The sequence below is a fragment of the Hyalangium gracile genome (genome assembly GCF_020103725.1).
Lineage (GTDB): Bacteria > Myxococcota > Myxococcia > Myxococcales > Myxococcaceae > Hyalangium > Hyalangium gracile.
Genome location: NZ_JAHXBG010000002.1, coordinates 729108 through 743604, shown reverse-complemented (window position 1 = coordinate 743604; position 14497 = coordinate 729108). Strand labels below are relative to the sequence as shown.

The following is a 14497-nucleotide window of genomic DNA, read 5'->3' as shown; positions in this document are numbered from 1 at the left end:
TTGCGGGTCGCGCTGCTGGGAGGTTCGTTCAATCCGCCCCATGTGGGCCATCTGCTGGCCGCCCAGTACGTGCACGCCACGCAGGACGTGGACGCGGTGTGGCTGATGCCCGCCTACCAGCACCCGTTCGGCAAGGCGCTGGCGCCCTTCGAGCACCGCGTGCGGATGTGCGAGGTGCTGTGCCAGGAGGTCTCCGGCTGGCTGCGGACGAGCCGGGTGGAGGAGGAGGTCGCTCAGCGCGGCGGCTCCGGGTACACCGTGGAGACGCTGACGTACCTGAGGGAGCGCCATCCGGAGGTGAGCTTCTCGCTCATCATCGGCTCGGACATCCTGAAGGATCTGCCGAACTGGAAGAGCTTCGATCGGATCGAGCAGATGGTGCGGGTGCTGGTGCTGTACCGGGCCGGCTACCCGGCGCCGGGGACGCTGGGGCCGCCGCTGGCGGAGGTGTCCTCCACGCAGATCCGCGAGATGCTGTCCCGAGGGCAGCGCCCGGCGGAGCTGGTGCCGTCCCGTGTGCTCGACTACGCGCACCAGGCCGGCCTCTACGGCCTGTGAGCCTCGTCAGAAGGACACGCCCACCATGTGGAGCGGGTCCGCGCACTGGTCGACGAGATCGATCGGATCCGGGCACGCGTCGAAGCGGTGGGCGACCTGGTAGTAGAGCCCCACCGGGACGAGCTGCCCGAAGGTGAGCTGGAGGCGGACGGCGCCGCCCGCCGCGCGGTGGTTCTCCTTGAAGTCCGTGCGCGCCCAGGAGCCGAAGCCCTCCACCTCGAGCTGGTTCACGAACACCGAGGGCAGCAGGTACAGCGTGGACGCCCAGCCGTAGTCGATGATGAAGCGGTAGCGGTAGAGCGCGTTGCCGATGACGGCGTGACGGGCGCGGAAGGTGTAGTCCTCGTAGCCGCGCAGGTACTCGGAGAAGGTGGTGCCCGGCTGGAACTGCCGGGAGAGGCCCAGGCCGCGGCTCTCCTCGGACTGGTAGAACGGGGTGCCCGAGGCGATGCCGCCGACCTCGAGCAGGCCCTCGGGAGCGCCGGGCAGGAAGCGGCCCGCCACCGAGAGGCGCAGGTTGTCCCTGCCCAGGATGGGGAGGCCTCCGAGGTAGGTCTCCACCTCGGCTCGCACGTCTCCCAGCAGGGTGTCGGTGCCGAACGCCTTGGGGAAGGCGCCCGCCGTCAGCGAGAAGCCGAGCCCCCGCTGCGTCCCGCCATACGTGCTGCTCTCGCCGGCGAAGTAGGACGTGGAGATCCGCGGTCCGACGAGCGACGTGAGCTCTCGGGGGGAGCCATCGTCCGCGTTGTAGTACTGGCGCCGCAGGCCGAGCACTCCGAAGGCGACCGGCGTGGTCCAGAAGGTCCGAGACGCCGAGATCGTGGCCTGGATGTCCTCCTGGTCCTCATCCCTCGCGTAGCCGAACGAGGTCAGCACGTACCACGGAGCAGGCAACGCGTTGCCGTAGTTCACGGAGATGCTCGGGTACTTCGTATTGGAGTCGTAGGAGGCGTTGATCGCCCAGGCGTGGAAGCCGAGCCGATCCTGTCCCGCCAGGGAGACCAGTCCCGTCACCCGGAGGTCATCGGTGTCCTCGTCCCGGTAGGCGAGCACGAGCGGGATGCGCAGCTCCGGGTAGAAGAATCTCTCGAGCGTTGAGTACGGCTTGTCGGAGATGACCTCCACCTCGGGGGCGGAGGGAATGCTGGCCAGCGGCGCATCCGCCAGGGGCACGGTGGTGAGCGCGGGGAACGCGGCGGTGGGGGCGTCGGACGCGAGGGCACCCGGAGTCGGAGCCTCCGGCGCGGGCGTTTCAGGCGGAGGAGGGGAGGAGGGGGGAGCGCCGGGGAACTCGGCGAAGGCATCCGGAGCGGGCGGCGTGCCTGGGACGGACTCCGCTGGCGGCGGAGCCTCCGGAGCCGTTGGCGTGGCGGAGGGCGCGGGCGGAGGCGCGGCTTCAGGCGCGGCCGGTGCTGGCGTCGAGGCCGCGGCCGTCTGGGGAGGATCGTCCGGCAGCGGCACGATGGGGGCTCGATCGATCGAGAAGTTCACGCCCGCGCGGTTGAGGAACACCACATGGCCGTCTCCCGTGGGCTGCGCGTCCATCACCAGGTGCGGCGCATCGGTGATGCGCCGGAGTTCTCCCGTGGAGAGCCGCAGGACGTGCACCTGGAGCCGCGCGTCGTGCTCGCGCAGGAAGAGGATCTGATCGTCATCCAGCCACCTGGGCGAGTAGTTGAAGCGCCCGTCCCACGTGAGCCAGCGCACGCTGCCGTCCTGTCCCCGCAGCGCCAGATCCCAGCCGCTGCGTCCCTTCATGACGAACGCCACGCGCTGCCCGTCCGGAGAGACGGCCAGCGCTCCGAGCGAGACGTGGCCCTCGAAGCGGGTGAGTGGCTCCTGCTGGCCTGTCTCCAGGTTCAGGCGGACGAGGTTCGCGGTGTCCCCGCCCTGGATGTCCACGAAGACGTACCCCGCGCCGTCCGGCGTGACGCCACCGCCCAGGCCGTCCCGGATCTCCCAGGTGCGCAGCACCTCGCCGGTGCGCGCATCCACCCGCCACAGTCGCGAGATGTAGGCGCCCTGGCTGTCCAGGTCGGCGGCCACCAGGTAGAGCAGGGCACCATCCGGCGTGAAGGACATGCCGCTCATCACGGACGGGTTGCTGAGGATCCACTCGCGGCCGGGCAGCATCAGCGTGAGCCTTCGGGAGAAGCGCTCGGAGCCATCCCGCTCGTGCACCGTGAGGCGCGGCGGCTGCTCGCGCCCGACGTGGACGATCGCCGTGGCGCCGTCCCTGGCAGAGGCCGCCAGCCTCGCGAAGTACCCCACTTCCGGCACCACCACGGACTGGGAGGCCGGGCGCTCTCGCGGGCGCAGCTCCTGCTTCAGCTCCGCGGTGAAGTCGTCGAACAGGCCCCCGATCGTCTTGCCGTACACGCGCCGGAAGCGCAGCGTCACGCCGAAGGGAGGAGCCCAGGACTGGCCCTGCTCGTGGATGAGCTGCCAGAGCCTCTTCTCGCCATGCTTGCGCACCAGCCACGCGACGAAGTGGCTGCCCGTGAGGTAGTTGCCGCCGAACGGGTCCGCCTGCCGGTGGTCGGACGACATGTGGCCGGGGTTCAGGTCCCCGCCGCGCTCCTGCACCAGGGACTCGAACCAGCCGCGCCAGACGGGGCTGTGCGGGCGCCCGGTGCTCTTGTCGAACTGGCCCTCGTAGTAGGTGGCCAGCCCCTCCAGGAACCAGGACTCGGTGAAGATGTTGGGCTGGAGGATGCCCCCGGTGGTGAAGTTGATGCCGTACCAGAGCCCCTCTTCCTGCTGCATCTGCACGTAGTGGACGGCCTCGTGACAGCCCACGTCGCCCAGCTCCGTCTCACCCAGGTTCATCAGGTGGAAGAGCTCCAGGCTCATGTGCGACGGCATCACCATCTGCTGCGGGGTGCTCGCCAGGTCCGGCTGGACGTACGCGTTGTTGAAGCCCGCGCTCGTCATGTAGACGAGCATGCGATCCCTGGGCCGTTTGCTCCAGGACAGATCCCTCAGCCGGTCCACGCAGGCCTCCACCCGGGCGGCGATGCGCAGGGCGGCGGGCTTGAGCTGCTCCGGGTAGTACAGCTCCATGGAGCGGGTGGTGAGCTTGCGCATCTCGTCCCGGGCGAAGGACGTCTGGACCTCCTGGGAAAACCGGGGTGAGACGAAAGCGCACCCCGAGGCAAGCAGGAGCAGGCAGGCGAGGAGGGGAGAGCCCCCGGGCCAGCGACGGAGCGTGAGCATGTCGCCATCCTAGGGGCACAAGTCGTAGCCAAGGCCACGTTTTTCACGATAAGGGGCGCCCACGCTCTCTTCACTCTTCAGGATGTGACATGGCTCAACCTCCTGTTCCCCAGGATCATCCCGTTCCGCAGCACGTCCACCAGGCCCAGGCGCAGCTCTCGGCGGCGCTCGAGAAAGCCGAGGGCAAGCCCGTCGATCTGCTGAAGGCCCCCTGGGCGGAGGTGGAGAAGGGCGTCATCAAGCTGGTTGGCGGGCAGTTCCAGCCGAACCGTCCGGAGCACCAGGCGCTGGCGCTGGGACTGGCCGGGGCCTTCGCCGGGCGGATGATCGCCGAGCACCGGGCCTTCTGGTTCCCCAACCGGGACTCTCCCGAGGGGGCCACGCTGGGCTTCCCGGAGGCCATCATCATGCTGTCGCCGTTTGGCGCGGTGATGGACTCGCTGAGCCAGGGCAAGCTGGCGAAGCTGGAGGATCTGGGCGCGGACATCCGCCGCTCGCTGGGGCAGGTGCGCTTCGGGGCCAATCCGGCCGGCTCGCTGGGCAGCCCGCCCAGGCTGGGGCCCGCGGACTATCAGCGCCTGTTCGATCCGGGCTTCCTCCAGTTCGTGGTGCTGGATCCCGCCAAGGCGAAGACCACCTTCGAGTCGAAGCCGGACTCGCTGGCGCGCGACGTGAAGGACGCGCTGGGGCGCACGCAGCCCCCGCTGCCCAAGGAGGCTCGGGAGCAGTTCGAGGGGCAGATCGTCTCGTCGCTGCAGCGGCTGGATGCGAGCAAGTCCCTGGCGGACCAGGTGGAGCGCGCGCCGCGGCTGGTGGAGCTGATGGCGCACATGGTGGCCACCGTGGGTGGCACCGGCTGCGCTCCCGAGGAGTTCTGGGCCGAGATCGTCCTGCCGCTGCTCTTCATCGGCGTGCCGCAGCAGTTCCCGCCGCTGGACGAGGATGAGGTCGAGGCCTTCAACCAGGGCGCCGAGCCGCTGGCGCTCTTCGTGGACGTGGTGCCGCACGCCCACAAGGCCCCCGAGGAGGGTCTGCTGGGCGCGTTCGAGATGACGGACATCGGCCTGCCGCACCCGGCCTTCCAGAAGGTCGGCGCGCTGCGGTTGATCCAGATCAACCCCGCGCGGCTCAAGGGGCTGCTCGAGCAGTTCGACCCGAGCAAGACCGAGGATGTCGTCAAGCGCTTCACGCAGTACGTGGCGGAGAAGGCCGGCAAGTCCAAGACGGACGAGTCGTCCCAGGGCAAGGAGATGCTCCAGGCCGCGCTGATGCTGCTCACGGACTTGAAGCGCGCCGTCACGGCCACTCAGGGGCCCCTGTGTCTGCGCCGCCTCACCGAGGCCGAGGCCGCCTCCGAGCAGGCCCTGGCCCTGGTTCGCCGCGCCCTGCAGGGTGGCCGCATCATCCTCACCACGTAGGCTCGGATCTTCGTTACGCGGATCCGGGCAGGGCCCACGGCCGGGGGACTCCAGGTCGCGGGCCCCTCGGCTCGGTGCGGGTCCCCCCGTCAGCTGACGGGTCCTCCCGCACCGGCCGTCCCGCTCGCCCATGGCACACGGTCTCCGGAAGCCATCCCTCCTCAGCTGCCTCTGGGCTCTCTGGCTGCCGGACACTCAGGAACGTTGGCCATCCGTTCCTGGCGAGGATAGAAGCAGGTCGAGATGGCTTCCCCCGCCTCCGAGCCGGTGCCTCCCGTGACTGCCGCCTCCTCTCCCGGCAGCGGGATCGGTGTACGAGTGGAGCAGGTCCACCGGACCTTCACAGGGGGGGTCGAGGCCCTCGATGGCGTGAACCTCGAGATCGCTCCCGGCTCCTTCGTCGCGCTCGTCGGGCCCTCGGGCTGCGGTAAGTCCACCTTGCTGCGCATCATCGCCGGACTGGACTCCGCCACCCGCGGCCGGGTGGTGCTGGCTCCAGGCGCCGAGCAGGTTCACGCCTCTCGCGCCCCCATCGCCTACGTCTTCCAGGATGCACACCTGCTTCCCTGGCGCTCCGTCCTCGACAACGCCGCGCTGCCCCTGGAGCTGTCCGGCATGCGCCGAGCCGAGCGCCACGCCGCCGCTCGCGAGGTGCTCGCTCAGGTGGGCCTGGGCGAGTTCACCGCGCGCTTCCCGGCCGAGCTCTCTGGCGGCATGCGCATGCGCGTGTCCCTGGCACGGGCGCTGGTGACACGGCCTCGGCTGCTGCTGATGGATGAGCCGTTCGGCGCTCTGGACGAGCTCACCCGCGGCCGGCTGGATGAGCAGCTTCGGGCGCTGTGGCACGAGCTGGGGATGACCGTGCTCTTCGTCACCCACTCGCTCTCCGAAGCCGCCTGGCTCGCCGAGCGGGCCATCGTGTTCTCTCCACGCCCCGCACGGGTGCTGCTGGACCACGTGCTGGAGCTGCCACGCCAGCGCGCCGCGGCCCTGCGTCTGGAGCCCACCTTTGCTCGCGAGGTGCACGTGCTCTCCGAGGCCCTGGAGCGGGGGGGCGCCTGATGCGCGGCACCTTGCTTCGCTCCGTTCTTCCTCCGCTCGTCGCGCTCGTGGCGCTGCTGGCTCTGTGGGAGGGGCTCGTGCGGCTCCTGGGGGTGCAGGCCTTCCTGCTGCCTCCTCCCTCGGCGGTGCTCACCACCGCGGTTCACGACGCTCGGGAGCTGGCTGCCAGTGCCTGGGTCACCGCCGAGGCCGCGCTCATCGGCTTTGGCCTCAGCGCCCTGGTGGGCGTCCTCGTCGCGGTGGTGCTCGCGTCCTCGCGACTGCTCGAGCGCGCTCTCTATCCGTACACGCTCTTCCTTCAGACGGTCCCCATCGTCGCCATCGCGCCGCTGCTCGTGCTGTGGTTTGGACCCGGGCAGCGAGCCGTGGCCGCCTCCGCCTTCATCGTCTCCGTGTTCCCCGTCATCGCGAACACGCTCAGTGGCGTGCGCTCGCTGGATCCGGCCCTTCGCGACATGTTCCGCCTGTACGGCGCGCGCCGGCTCGCCACGCTGCTCAAGCTCGAGCTCCCTGGCGCGCTCCCCAACATCTTCACCGGGCTGCGCATCGCCTCGGGGCTGGCCGTCATCGGCGCCATCGTCGGCGAGTTCGTCGCTGGCTTCTCCGAGGGGACGGCGGGACTGGGCATCCTCGTGCTCGCGGCCTACCGGCAGCTGCGCACCGATCTGATGTTCGCGGCGGTGCTGTGCGCCGCGGGACTGGGTATCGTCCTGTTCGGGACGGTGAGCCTGGCGGGGACGCGCCTGCTCCGGCGCTGGCACCCCTCGGCCTCATGAGATTTCACCTGTGGAGGGAAGATTCATGATGAAGGCGTCTTGGGTGGGTGCGCTGTCGTGTCTGGCGGTGCTGGCTCTGGGCTGCAGCCGGGACAAGACTCCACCCGCGCCGGCCGGGGAGGGTGCCAGTGCGACCGCGGCGGCGACGCCCGCGCCCGCTCGGATGAAGCTGGCGCTGGACTGGGTGCCCGAGCCTGAGTTCGGTGGCTTCTACGCCGCGCGCGAGAGCGGCGCCTTCTCCCGCCACGGACTGGAGGTGGAGGTGCTGGGCGGCGGCGCTGGCGCACCCGTCACCCAGATGGCGGCCACGGGTCAGGTGGAGTTCGGCATCACGAGCGCGGACCAGCTGCTGGTGTCTCGCGCCCGAGGGGCCGACCTGGTGCCGCTGTTCGCCGTGTACCAGGTCTCTCCGCGAGCCATCATGGTCCACGCCTCGCGAGGCTTCACCTCGATGGGGCAGGTGTTCTCCGGAGGCACGCTGGCGCTCGAGCCCGGCGCGCCCTTCGCGGCCTTCCTGAAGAAGAAGTACGGCTTCGACAAGGTGAAGATCGTCCCCTACGACGGCGGCGTGGCCCGCTTCGTGGCGGACAAGGAGTTCGGGCAGCAGTGCTTCCTCACCTCCGAGCCCCTGGCCGCGAAGAAGCAGGGCGCCGAGCCGGTCGTCTTCAAGGTCGCCGACGAGGGCTTCAACCCCTACATGACCGTGGTGGTGACGCGGCGGGAGCTGCTCCAGAAGTCGCCCGAGCGAGTGCGCGCCTTCGTCCAGGCCCTGCGCGAGGGGTGGCGGGCGTACCTGGACAACCCCAAGCCGGCCAATGACATCATGGCGAAGCTCAACACCACCATGGATGCGGAGACCTTCGCCGCGATCGCCGAGGTGCAGAAGCCGCTCATCGAGACGGACGAGACGCGGGCCAAGGGCCTTGGCGTCATGAGCCGTGAGCGCTGGGAGACCCTGGGGCAGCAGCTCGTGGAGCTGGGGCTCCTGGAGAAGGCTCCGTCCGTGGACGAGTACCTGATGCCGGAGTTCACCGGCGCCGGCTCCTCCACTCGGAAGTGAGCGGACAACAGTGGTATAGGCCGGAGCCGTCGTTGAGCCGGAAGGAAGCCATGAGCACGGAGTCTCAGTCGTCCGCAGTCTCGCCGCAGCCTGGATCCGCCGTGGTGCAGGCGGGCTCGGGCGCCATGTTCGACAAGATCGCCCAGCGCTACGATCTGTTGAACCGGCTGATGTCGTTCGGCGTGGACCAGCGCTGGCGCAACAAGACGGTGGATGCGCTCGAGCTCAAGCCGGGGGCTCGCGTGCTGGACCTGGCCACGGGGACGGCGGACCTGGCCCTCAAGGTGCTGCGGCGCCACCCGAAGACGACCGTGGTGGGAGTGGATCCCTCCGTGGGGATGCTGGAGATCGGCCGGCGGAAGGTGGCCGAGGCCGGGCTCGCCGGACAGTGTGAGCTCCAGGTCGGGGATGCCCAGGTGCTTCCGTTCCCGGACCACAGCTTCGACGGGGTGTGCATTGCCTTCGGCATCCGCAATGTCCCGGACCGAGCGCGCGCGCTGCGGGAGATGGCTCGGGTGACGCGGCCGGATGGCCGGATTGCCATCCTGGAGCTGTCCGAGCCGAGCGGTGGCATCCTGGGGCCGCTGGCGCGGTTCCAGATCCGCACCGTGGTGCCCTGGGTGGGCAGCCTGCTCTCGGGGGCTCGGGAGTACCGCTACCTGCAGCAGTCCATCGCGGCCTTCCCGAAGCCGGAGGCGTTCGCTGACATCATGCGCGAGTCGGGCCTGGAGGTGCTGCGCATGCAGCCGCTGACCTTCGGCGTGTGCTGCCTGTATGTGGCCCGACCGAAGCCCGCCGCCTCCTGACCACATGGGGGCAGAGGCTGCTTTGCCGCTGCGAGGGACCGGACCTAGAATTTCGGACATGGACACTCTCAAGGCTCATGTCCGCAACGGTCGTCTGGTCCTCGACGTGCCGACCGAGCTCCCAGAAGGGACCACGCTCGAGCTGGTCGCAGCCGACGTTGGCGACGACCTGTCCGCGGAGGAGCGGCTGGAGCTTCATGAGTCGCTCTCCCAGTCATGGGAGGAGGCTCAGGCCGGCAAGCTGATTCCGGCCGCAGCCGTGCTGGCCAGACTCCGCACGGGGAAATGACGATCCAGGTTCAGTTCACGCCCCGAGCCGAGTCTCAGGTGGGCGAAGCCGCCCTGTGGTGGCGGACGAATCGACCCGCTGCTCCCTCGCTCTTCGAAGAAGAGCTGACCACGGCGCTCCAACTACTCTCCGCCTTGCCGGATCTCGGGCGTCGTTATTCCCACCCGCGTGTCCCGGGAGTCCGGCGGTTGCTCATGCCGCGAACCCGATACCACCTCTATTACGTCCATGACGAGCAGGGGAGGGTGGTCATCGTCCTGGCGCTCTGGAGCGCCGTGCGAGGACGAGGCCCGGCGCTCCGGAAGCCTTGACGGTCCCTTTGCCTCGGACTCACCACAGTCCGTGGGTCTGCAGCAGCGTCCCCAGCGGCTGTGTGCGTGCTTGATGCGCCTCGAAGAGCTTCGAGGCTGCCTCGCTCGTGGGCTTCGTCCAGAGGAGCTTCTCGCGGCCGTCGCGAGGCTCGACTCCACAGAGGATGAGGGAGGCACGCAGCTCATCCGCGGAGCCGAAAGTGACGTGGTCGAACAGGAGCGGGTTCTGGCTCGTCAGGAAGGCCTGCCGCGCGCCGATCTCCCGCATGCATGCCTCCACCCAGCGCGGATGCAGCCCGTTGGCCAGCTCGTCGGCGATGGCGAAGTCCTCGTTGACGTCCAGGTAGTAGAGGAAGGACAGCAGCCGCTTCTGCCCGTGGCCCAGCTGCGCCTGCGTCAGCTCCGTGCCGTCCGACCGCTTGAAGCGGAAGCCGAACTGGCCGAACCCCACCCGCCCGCCGTTCTCGTACGTCCGCTTCTCCAGCACCTCCACCCGGAACCTTCCCGAGAGGAACCCCGCCAGCGAGGTGAACTTCGCCAGGAAGCTCTGCGCGAACTCATCGTGCGGAACCTCGAGGGTGCCCGTCGGAGTCGTGCGCTCCACCTGCCCCCGGAGCCACGCCGGCATCCACGTGGGCAGGGCCATCAAGCCCAGGGGGAACACCTCGTCGCCCTGCATCTCCATGGCGTACTTGATGGTGCCGATGTGCTCGAACATCCCCAGCGCCTCGTCGAACCGCGAGGGCGCCAGAAGGAACGTGCGGCGCAGCAGCTCCTTGAGCCGCTCCTTCACGTCCCGGTCGATGTACTGGGCCACCATGAAGATCAGCGTCCACACCGTGCGATCAAGCACCGACCAGTGCATCGACCGCGCGTAGCCGCTCTTGCCATCTACCTCGCAGTACAGGCCCGAGGAGTCACCTCGCACCACCAGCTCGGACGCCGGAGCTTCGAGCCGTAGGGTGGCCTCGATGAGCGGCTCGAGGTTCGTCACCACCTCCGGAGTCCGGAGCGGCATCAGCGTCGCGCCATCCCGAGAGGAGCTTTGGGGCTCCGGGGTGGTGGAGCCCTGCACGTTCCGGGCACGGACGTGGATGGTCATGCCCGGAAAGGCAAGCTCGTACTCCACGGAGAACTCCTCGTGGACCAGCCCCGAGAAGTCCGAGCAGAGGGCAACCGAGATCAGATCCAGCAGCGTCGTCCTGCCGGTGCCGTTCCGACCCAGCACGAGGTTCCGAGCCGGGCTGAACGTCAGCTCGGTGCCGGGAGCGACGCCCCGGTACTTGTCGATCTTGAGCTTCGTGAGCTTCATGCGGGCTGAACCCAGACCCTAGCCGCGATGGCCTCCGGGTTCACCGCTCAAACAGGAGCTTTGTCAGATCGGCGAGCGCTTCGGGCGGCAGCCGGGGACCCACCAGCCGCAGCGAGCGTTGGGCGAGGAGGCGGTACACCTCGGCGACCTCGGGAGGCAGCGCCGCCAGGTGGGCCGCCACCACGCCCGAGTCTCCTCGGACGACAGGGCCCGTGAGCCCGCGCGCCAGCCCTCGTGCCTCCATACCCCGCACCGCCGAGCGCATCAGCGGCAGCAGCGCCGAGAGCGCCGCCTCCTCCGGAATGCCGGCATGGCCCAGCGCCTCCACCGCCGCCGACATGAGCGCCACCGCGCCGCCCGCGCTCAGCACCGCGCCCGCGTGGTACGCCGCCCGGTGGCGCTCGGGGACCTCCAGCACCTGGAGGTCCAGGTCCTTCGCCATCTGGCGCAGCACCGTCTGCAAGGCCCGCGAGCGCGTGCTGATGGCCACCGCATGGCCCGCGAGTGAGTCCCTCGGGTCCGAGACCGCGCAGAGCGGGTGGAAGGAGCCAAGTGGCCGCCCTCGTGGAGCCCCCAGCGCCTTCAGGGAGAGGGCGCCCGCGCAGTGCACCAGCGCCATGCCCCGGCCGAGCGTCCGTGCCATCTCCCGCGCCACGGTGGGCACGACCTTCTCGGGGACGCAGAGCAAGGCCACTCGCGCCTGCGTCAGATCCCTGGGAGTGGCCGGCTTCAGCCCCAGGGCCCGCACGCGAGCGCGGCCCTCATCGTCACGGCTGAGGACGCTGACAGGCCAGCGACGCGCCGAGAGGGAGAGGGCCAGCGCTCCGCCGAGGCGGCCTCCACCGACCACCAGGATCCTCGGGCGTCGCGCCGCCATGAGTCTTCACCCCGGCCCGGGCTCGAAGCCTCAGGCCGTCACGAGGTGGAAGGCCAGCTGCGCGCCTCGCACCGCCACCCGCACCCGATCGCCCGCGACGAACTCGCCCAGCAGGATGCGCTCCGCCAGCGGTGCCTCCACCAGCCGCTGCACCACCTGCCGCATCGGCCGCGCCCCGAGCTGCGGATCGAACCCGCCCGACTTCAGCAGGTGGCCCACCACGTCCTCGCCCGCCACGTACTCGATGCCGCGCTCCGTCGCGAGCCGCTTGCTGCTCTCGGCCAGCAGCAGCGTGGCGATCCGCGCCACCTCCACCTCGCGCAGCGGACGGAACGGCAGCCGCTCGTCGATGCGGTTCCACAGCTCCGGCGGCAGGGCCTTGCGCGCCGCCGCGCTGGCCATCTCCACGTCTCCCATGCTGCCCACGCCCGCGTCCGCACCGAACCCCAGCGCCCGCCCCGTGCGCGAGAACGCCTCCGCGCCCAGGTTCGTCGTCAGCACGATGACCGTGTTCGAGAAGTCGATGTGCCGGCCCTTGCCGTCCGTCAGCCGGCCCTCCTCCAGCACCTGGAGCAGCAGCATCTGCACCTCGCGGTGCGCCTTCTCGATCTCGTCCAGCACCACCACCGACGAGGGCCGACGCCGCACCGGCTCCGTGAGCTGGCCACCCTCGCCGAACCCCACGTAGCCCGCCGGAGAGCCGATGAGTCGCGACACGCCGTGCTGCTCGGACATCTCGCTCATGTCCAGCCGCACCAGCGCGTCCTTGTTCCCGAACAGCACCTCCGCCAGCGCCCGCGCCATCTCCGTCTTGCCCACGCCCGTGGGGCCCAGGAACAGGAACGAGCCCATCGGCCGCCGCGAGGCGAACCCCGCGTAGTTGCGCCGGATGACCCGCGCGATCCGGGTGATCGCGTCCTCGTGGCCGATGACGCGCTGCGACAGGTCCGTCTCCAGGCTCAACAGCCGCGCCGAGTCGTTCAGCAGCAGCCGCTCCTCGGGCACGCCCGCCAGCTTCGCCACCACCCGCGCCACGTCCGCCGGCTCCACGGAGTTCTTGCCCTCGCGGCGGCACCGCGAGCCCGCCAGGTCCGCCACCGAGATGGCCTTGTCCGGCATGAACCGGTCCGTCACGTACCGGGACGCCAGCGACGCCGCCGCCTCCAGCGACTCGGGCGCGTACTTCAGCCCGTGGTGCTCCTCGTACCGGCCAATCACGCCCCGGAGGATCTCCACCGTCTCCGGCACCGAGGGCTCGTTCACCACCACCGGCGTGAAGCGCCGCTCCAGCGCCGGATCCTGCGTGATGAACTTGCGGAACTCGTCGTGCGTCGTCGCGCCGATGCACGGGAACTCGCCCCGCGCCATCGCCGTCTTCAGCTCGTTGGCCGCGTCCTGCGGCCCGTCGCCCGTGGAGCCCGCGCCCACCAGCGTGTGGATCTCGTCGATGAACACCACCACGCGCCCGTCCGCCTTGCGCACCTCGTCCTTGAGCGCGTTCAGCTTCTCCGAGAACGAGCCCCGCAGCTGCGTGCCCGCCACCAGCGAGGCCATGTCCAGCTCGACGATGATCTTCGCGGCCAGCGTGCCACGCAGCGTCACCAGCTGCTGCGCCACACCCTCCACCACCGCCGTCTTCCCCACACCGGCCTCACCCAGCAGGCACGGGTTGTTCGTGCGGCGCTTGCCGAGGATGTCGATGACCTCCTCGATCTCCTTGGCGCGGCCCACCACCGGGTCCAGCTTTCCCTGCTGGGCCAGCTGGCTCAGGTTGCGGCCCAGCGAGGTGAGCAGCGGGAAGGCCTTGGGCTCCAGCACCAGCGACTCCGTCCCCTTGGCCACCGGGAACGGCACGGGCGTGGGCACCGGCTGCCGGGCCACCGCCGGCGCCACCGGGGCCGGAGCGGGGGGCGCGACGGGCGCCGGAGCCGGAGGAGGCACCGGGATGGCCCGAGCCACGGGGGCGGGAGGCAGCCGCTCGGCCACCTGGGGCGCCTCGTCATGGCCCTCGTCCGCATCGATGAGATCGCGCGGAGAGATCGCGGGCAGGGAAGAGCGGCTCGGCGTCGCCGGCCGAGGCATGCTCAGCGCCACGGCGGCCTGGGGCAGGGGAGACGGCGGGGCGCCCAGGGGCCGGCCCAGCGGATAGCGCGCCCCGAGCGCCTGCGGCGCCTGTCCCACCCGCCCAGCCTGGAGCTTCCGGGGCATCCGGCCGCTCGTGAAGTACGAGAGCGCCGTGGTCCTCAGTCCAATGAGGTCCACCCCCGCCTGCGTCAGCAGATCGTTCGCCGCGCAGCGCACCCGCGCGAAGGCGATGAGCAGGTGCAGGCAGTCCGCCTCCCGCGAGTCGCACTGCTGGGCGATGACCCGGGCGCGCTGGCACAGCTCGCGCACGAGGTGCTCCTCCTCGGCGGGCGACTCCGTCATCCGCTCGAGCAGCAGATCCTCGTCGATGCCCTTTTCCTTGAGGAGCACCTGGGCGGGGTTGTCCACCGTGAAGAGCGCCAACAACACATGGGCGGAGCTGAGCTTCTGAGAAACGCTCTGGGCAATGTCCTTAGCCTCGAGGAGTACCTGCGCGAGATCCGTGCTATCGACCATTGGCGCTCCGGCAAGCGGGCAGTCGAGCAAATACACCCACTCGATCCCGGTCGCAAAATTTCTGCTACAGGCCGCTACAAGGTAGGGGTAACCCCGCTGAATTCGTGGAATGTGGCAGGTCGCTCGCCTGTTCGGCTGCCCAACCCACATGGTGCAGGCAATCAAGTGGCGGCAACCGACGTAAAGTGCCCGAACCTCACGACCTTATGAC

General features: G+C 69.9%; 12 protein-coding genes. 8 read left to right on the top strand and 4 right to left on the bottom strand.

The window, feature by feature from the left end; translation table 11 throughout:
* Window positions 1–558: a nicotinate (nicotinamide) nucleotide adenylyltransferase gene (gene nadD / locus KY572_RS06540; protein WP_224241519.1), complete on the top strand. Its 558-nt coding sequence runs from the start codon at window positions 1–3 to the stop codon at window positions 556–558.
* A gap of 6 nt (window positions 559–564) precedes the next feature.
* Here nadD and KY572_RS06535 read toward each other — a convergent pair whose 3' ends face one another.
* Window positions 565–3774 (bottom strand): TolB-like translocation protein, encoded by a 3210-nt coding sequence (locus KY572_RS06535; RefSeq protein ID WP_224241454.1) that lies wholly within the window; start codon window positions 3772–3774, stop codon window positions 565–567.
* An 89-nt stretch (window positions 3775–3863) separates the two neighbouring features.
* Between KY572_RS06535 and KY572_RS06530 the strand changes: the two genes are divergently transcribed.
* The 7 genes from KY572_RS06530 (at window position 3864) to KY572_RS06500 (ending at window position 9496) form a co-directional block, all read left to right on the top strand.
* Complete coding sequence (locus tag KY572_RS06530; protein WP_224241453.1) at window positions 3864–5192, top strand: hypothetical protein; 1329 nt, start codon at window positions 3864–3866, stop codon at window positions 5190–5192.
* Between the two features lie 369 nt (window positions 5193–5561).
* Window positions 5562–6254, top strand: coding sequence for an ABC transporter ATP-binding protein (locus KY572_RS06525; protein WP_317987821.1), 693 nt, complete (start codon window positions 5562–5564; stop codon window positions 6252–6254).
* On the top strand, window positions 6254–7030 hold the full coding sequence (locus KY572_RS06520; RefSeq protein ID WP_224241449.1) for an ABC transporter permease: 777 nt from the start codon (window positions 6254–6256) through the stop codon (window positions 7028–7030). The genes KY572_RS06525 and KY572_RS06520 overlap by 1 nt, the downstream gene beginning before the upstream one ends.
* Window positions 7031–7055: 25 nt before the next feature.
* Entirely contained in the window at window positions 7056–8090 is a 1035-nt protein-coding gene (locus KY572_RS06515) for an ABC transporter substrate-binding protein (protein WP_224241447.1), read from the top strand.
* Between the two features lie 50 nt (window positions 8091–8140).
* Complete coding sequence (gene ubiE, locus KY572_RS06510; RefSeq protein ID WP_224241446.1) at window positions 8141–8896, top strand: bifunctional demethylmenaquinone methyltransferase/2-methoxy-6-polyprenyl-1,4-benzoquinol methylase UbiE; 756 nt, start codon at window positions 8141–8143, stop codon at window positions 8894–8896.
* A gap of 58 nt (window positions 8897–8954) precedes the next feature.
* Window positions 8955–9185: a hypothetical protein gene (locus tag KY572_RS06505; RefSeq protein ID WP_224241444.1), complete on the top strand. Its 231-nt coding sequence runs from the start codon at window positions 8955–8957 to the stop codon at window positions 9183–9185.
* On the top strand, window positions 9113–9496 hold the full coding sequence (locus tag KY572_RS06500; RefSeq protein ID WP_317987820.1) for a type II toxin-antitoxin system RelE/ParE family toxin: 384 nt from the start codon (window positions 9113–9115) through the stop codon (window positions 9494–9496). Before KY572_RS06505 ends, KY572_RS06500 begins: the two co-directional genes overlap by 73 nt.
* 19 nt (window positions 9497–9515) lie before the next feature.
* On the opposite strand, the gene KY572_RS06495 is transcribed toward KY572_RS06500, so the two are convergent.
* Genes KY572_RS06495 through KY572_RS06485 form a run of 3 tightly spaced genes read right to left on the bottom strand, consistent with a single transcriptional unit; the run spans window position 9516 to window position 14286 of the window.
* Complete coding sequence (locus KY572_RS06495; protein WP_224241440.1) at window positions 9516–10808, bottom strand: AAA family ATPase; 1293 nt, start codon at window positions 10806–10808, stop codon at window positions 9516–9518.
* 40 nt (window positions 10809–10848) lie between these two features.
* On the bottom strand, window positions 10849–11685 hold the full coding sequence (locus tag KY572_RS06490; protein ID WP_224241438.1) for a Rossmann-like and DUF2520 domain-containing protein: 837 nt from the start codon (window positions 11683–11685) through the stop codon (window positions 10849–10851).
* Between the two features lie 30 nt (window positions 11686–11715).
* On the bottom strand, window positions 11716–14286 hold the full coding sequence (locus KY572_RS06485) for an ATP-dependent Clp protease ATP-binding subunit (protein ID WP_224241437.1): 2571 nt from the start codon (window positions 14284–14286) through the stop codon (window positions 11716–11718).
* Window positions 14287–14497 lie beyond the last annotated feature (211 nt).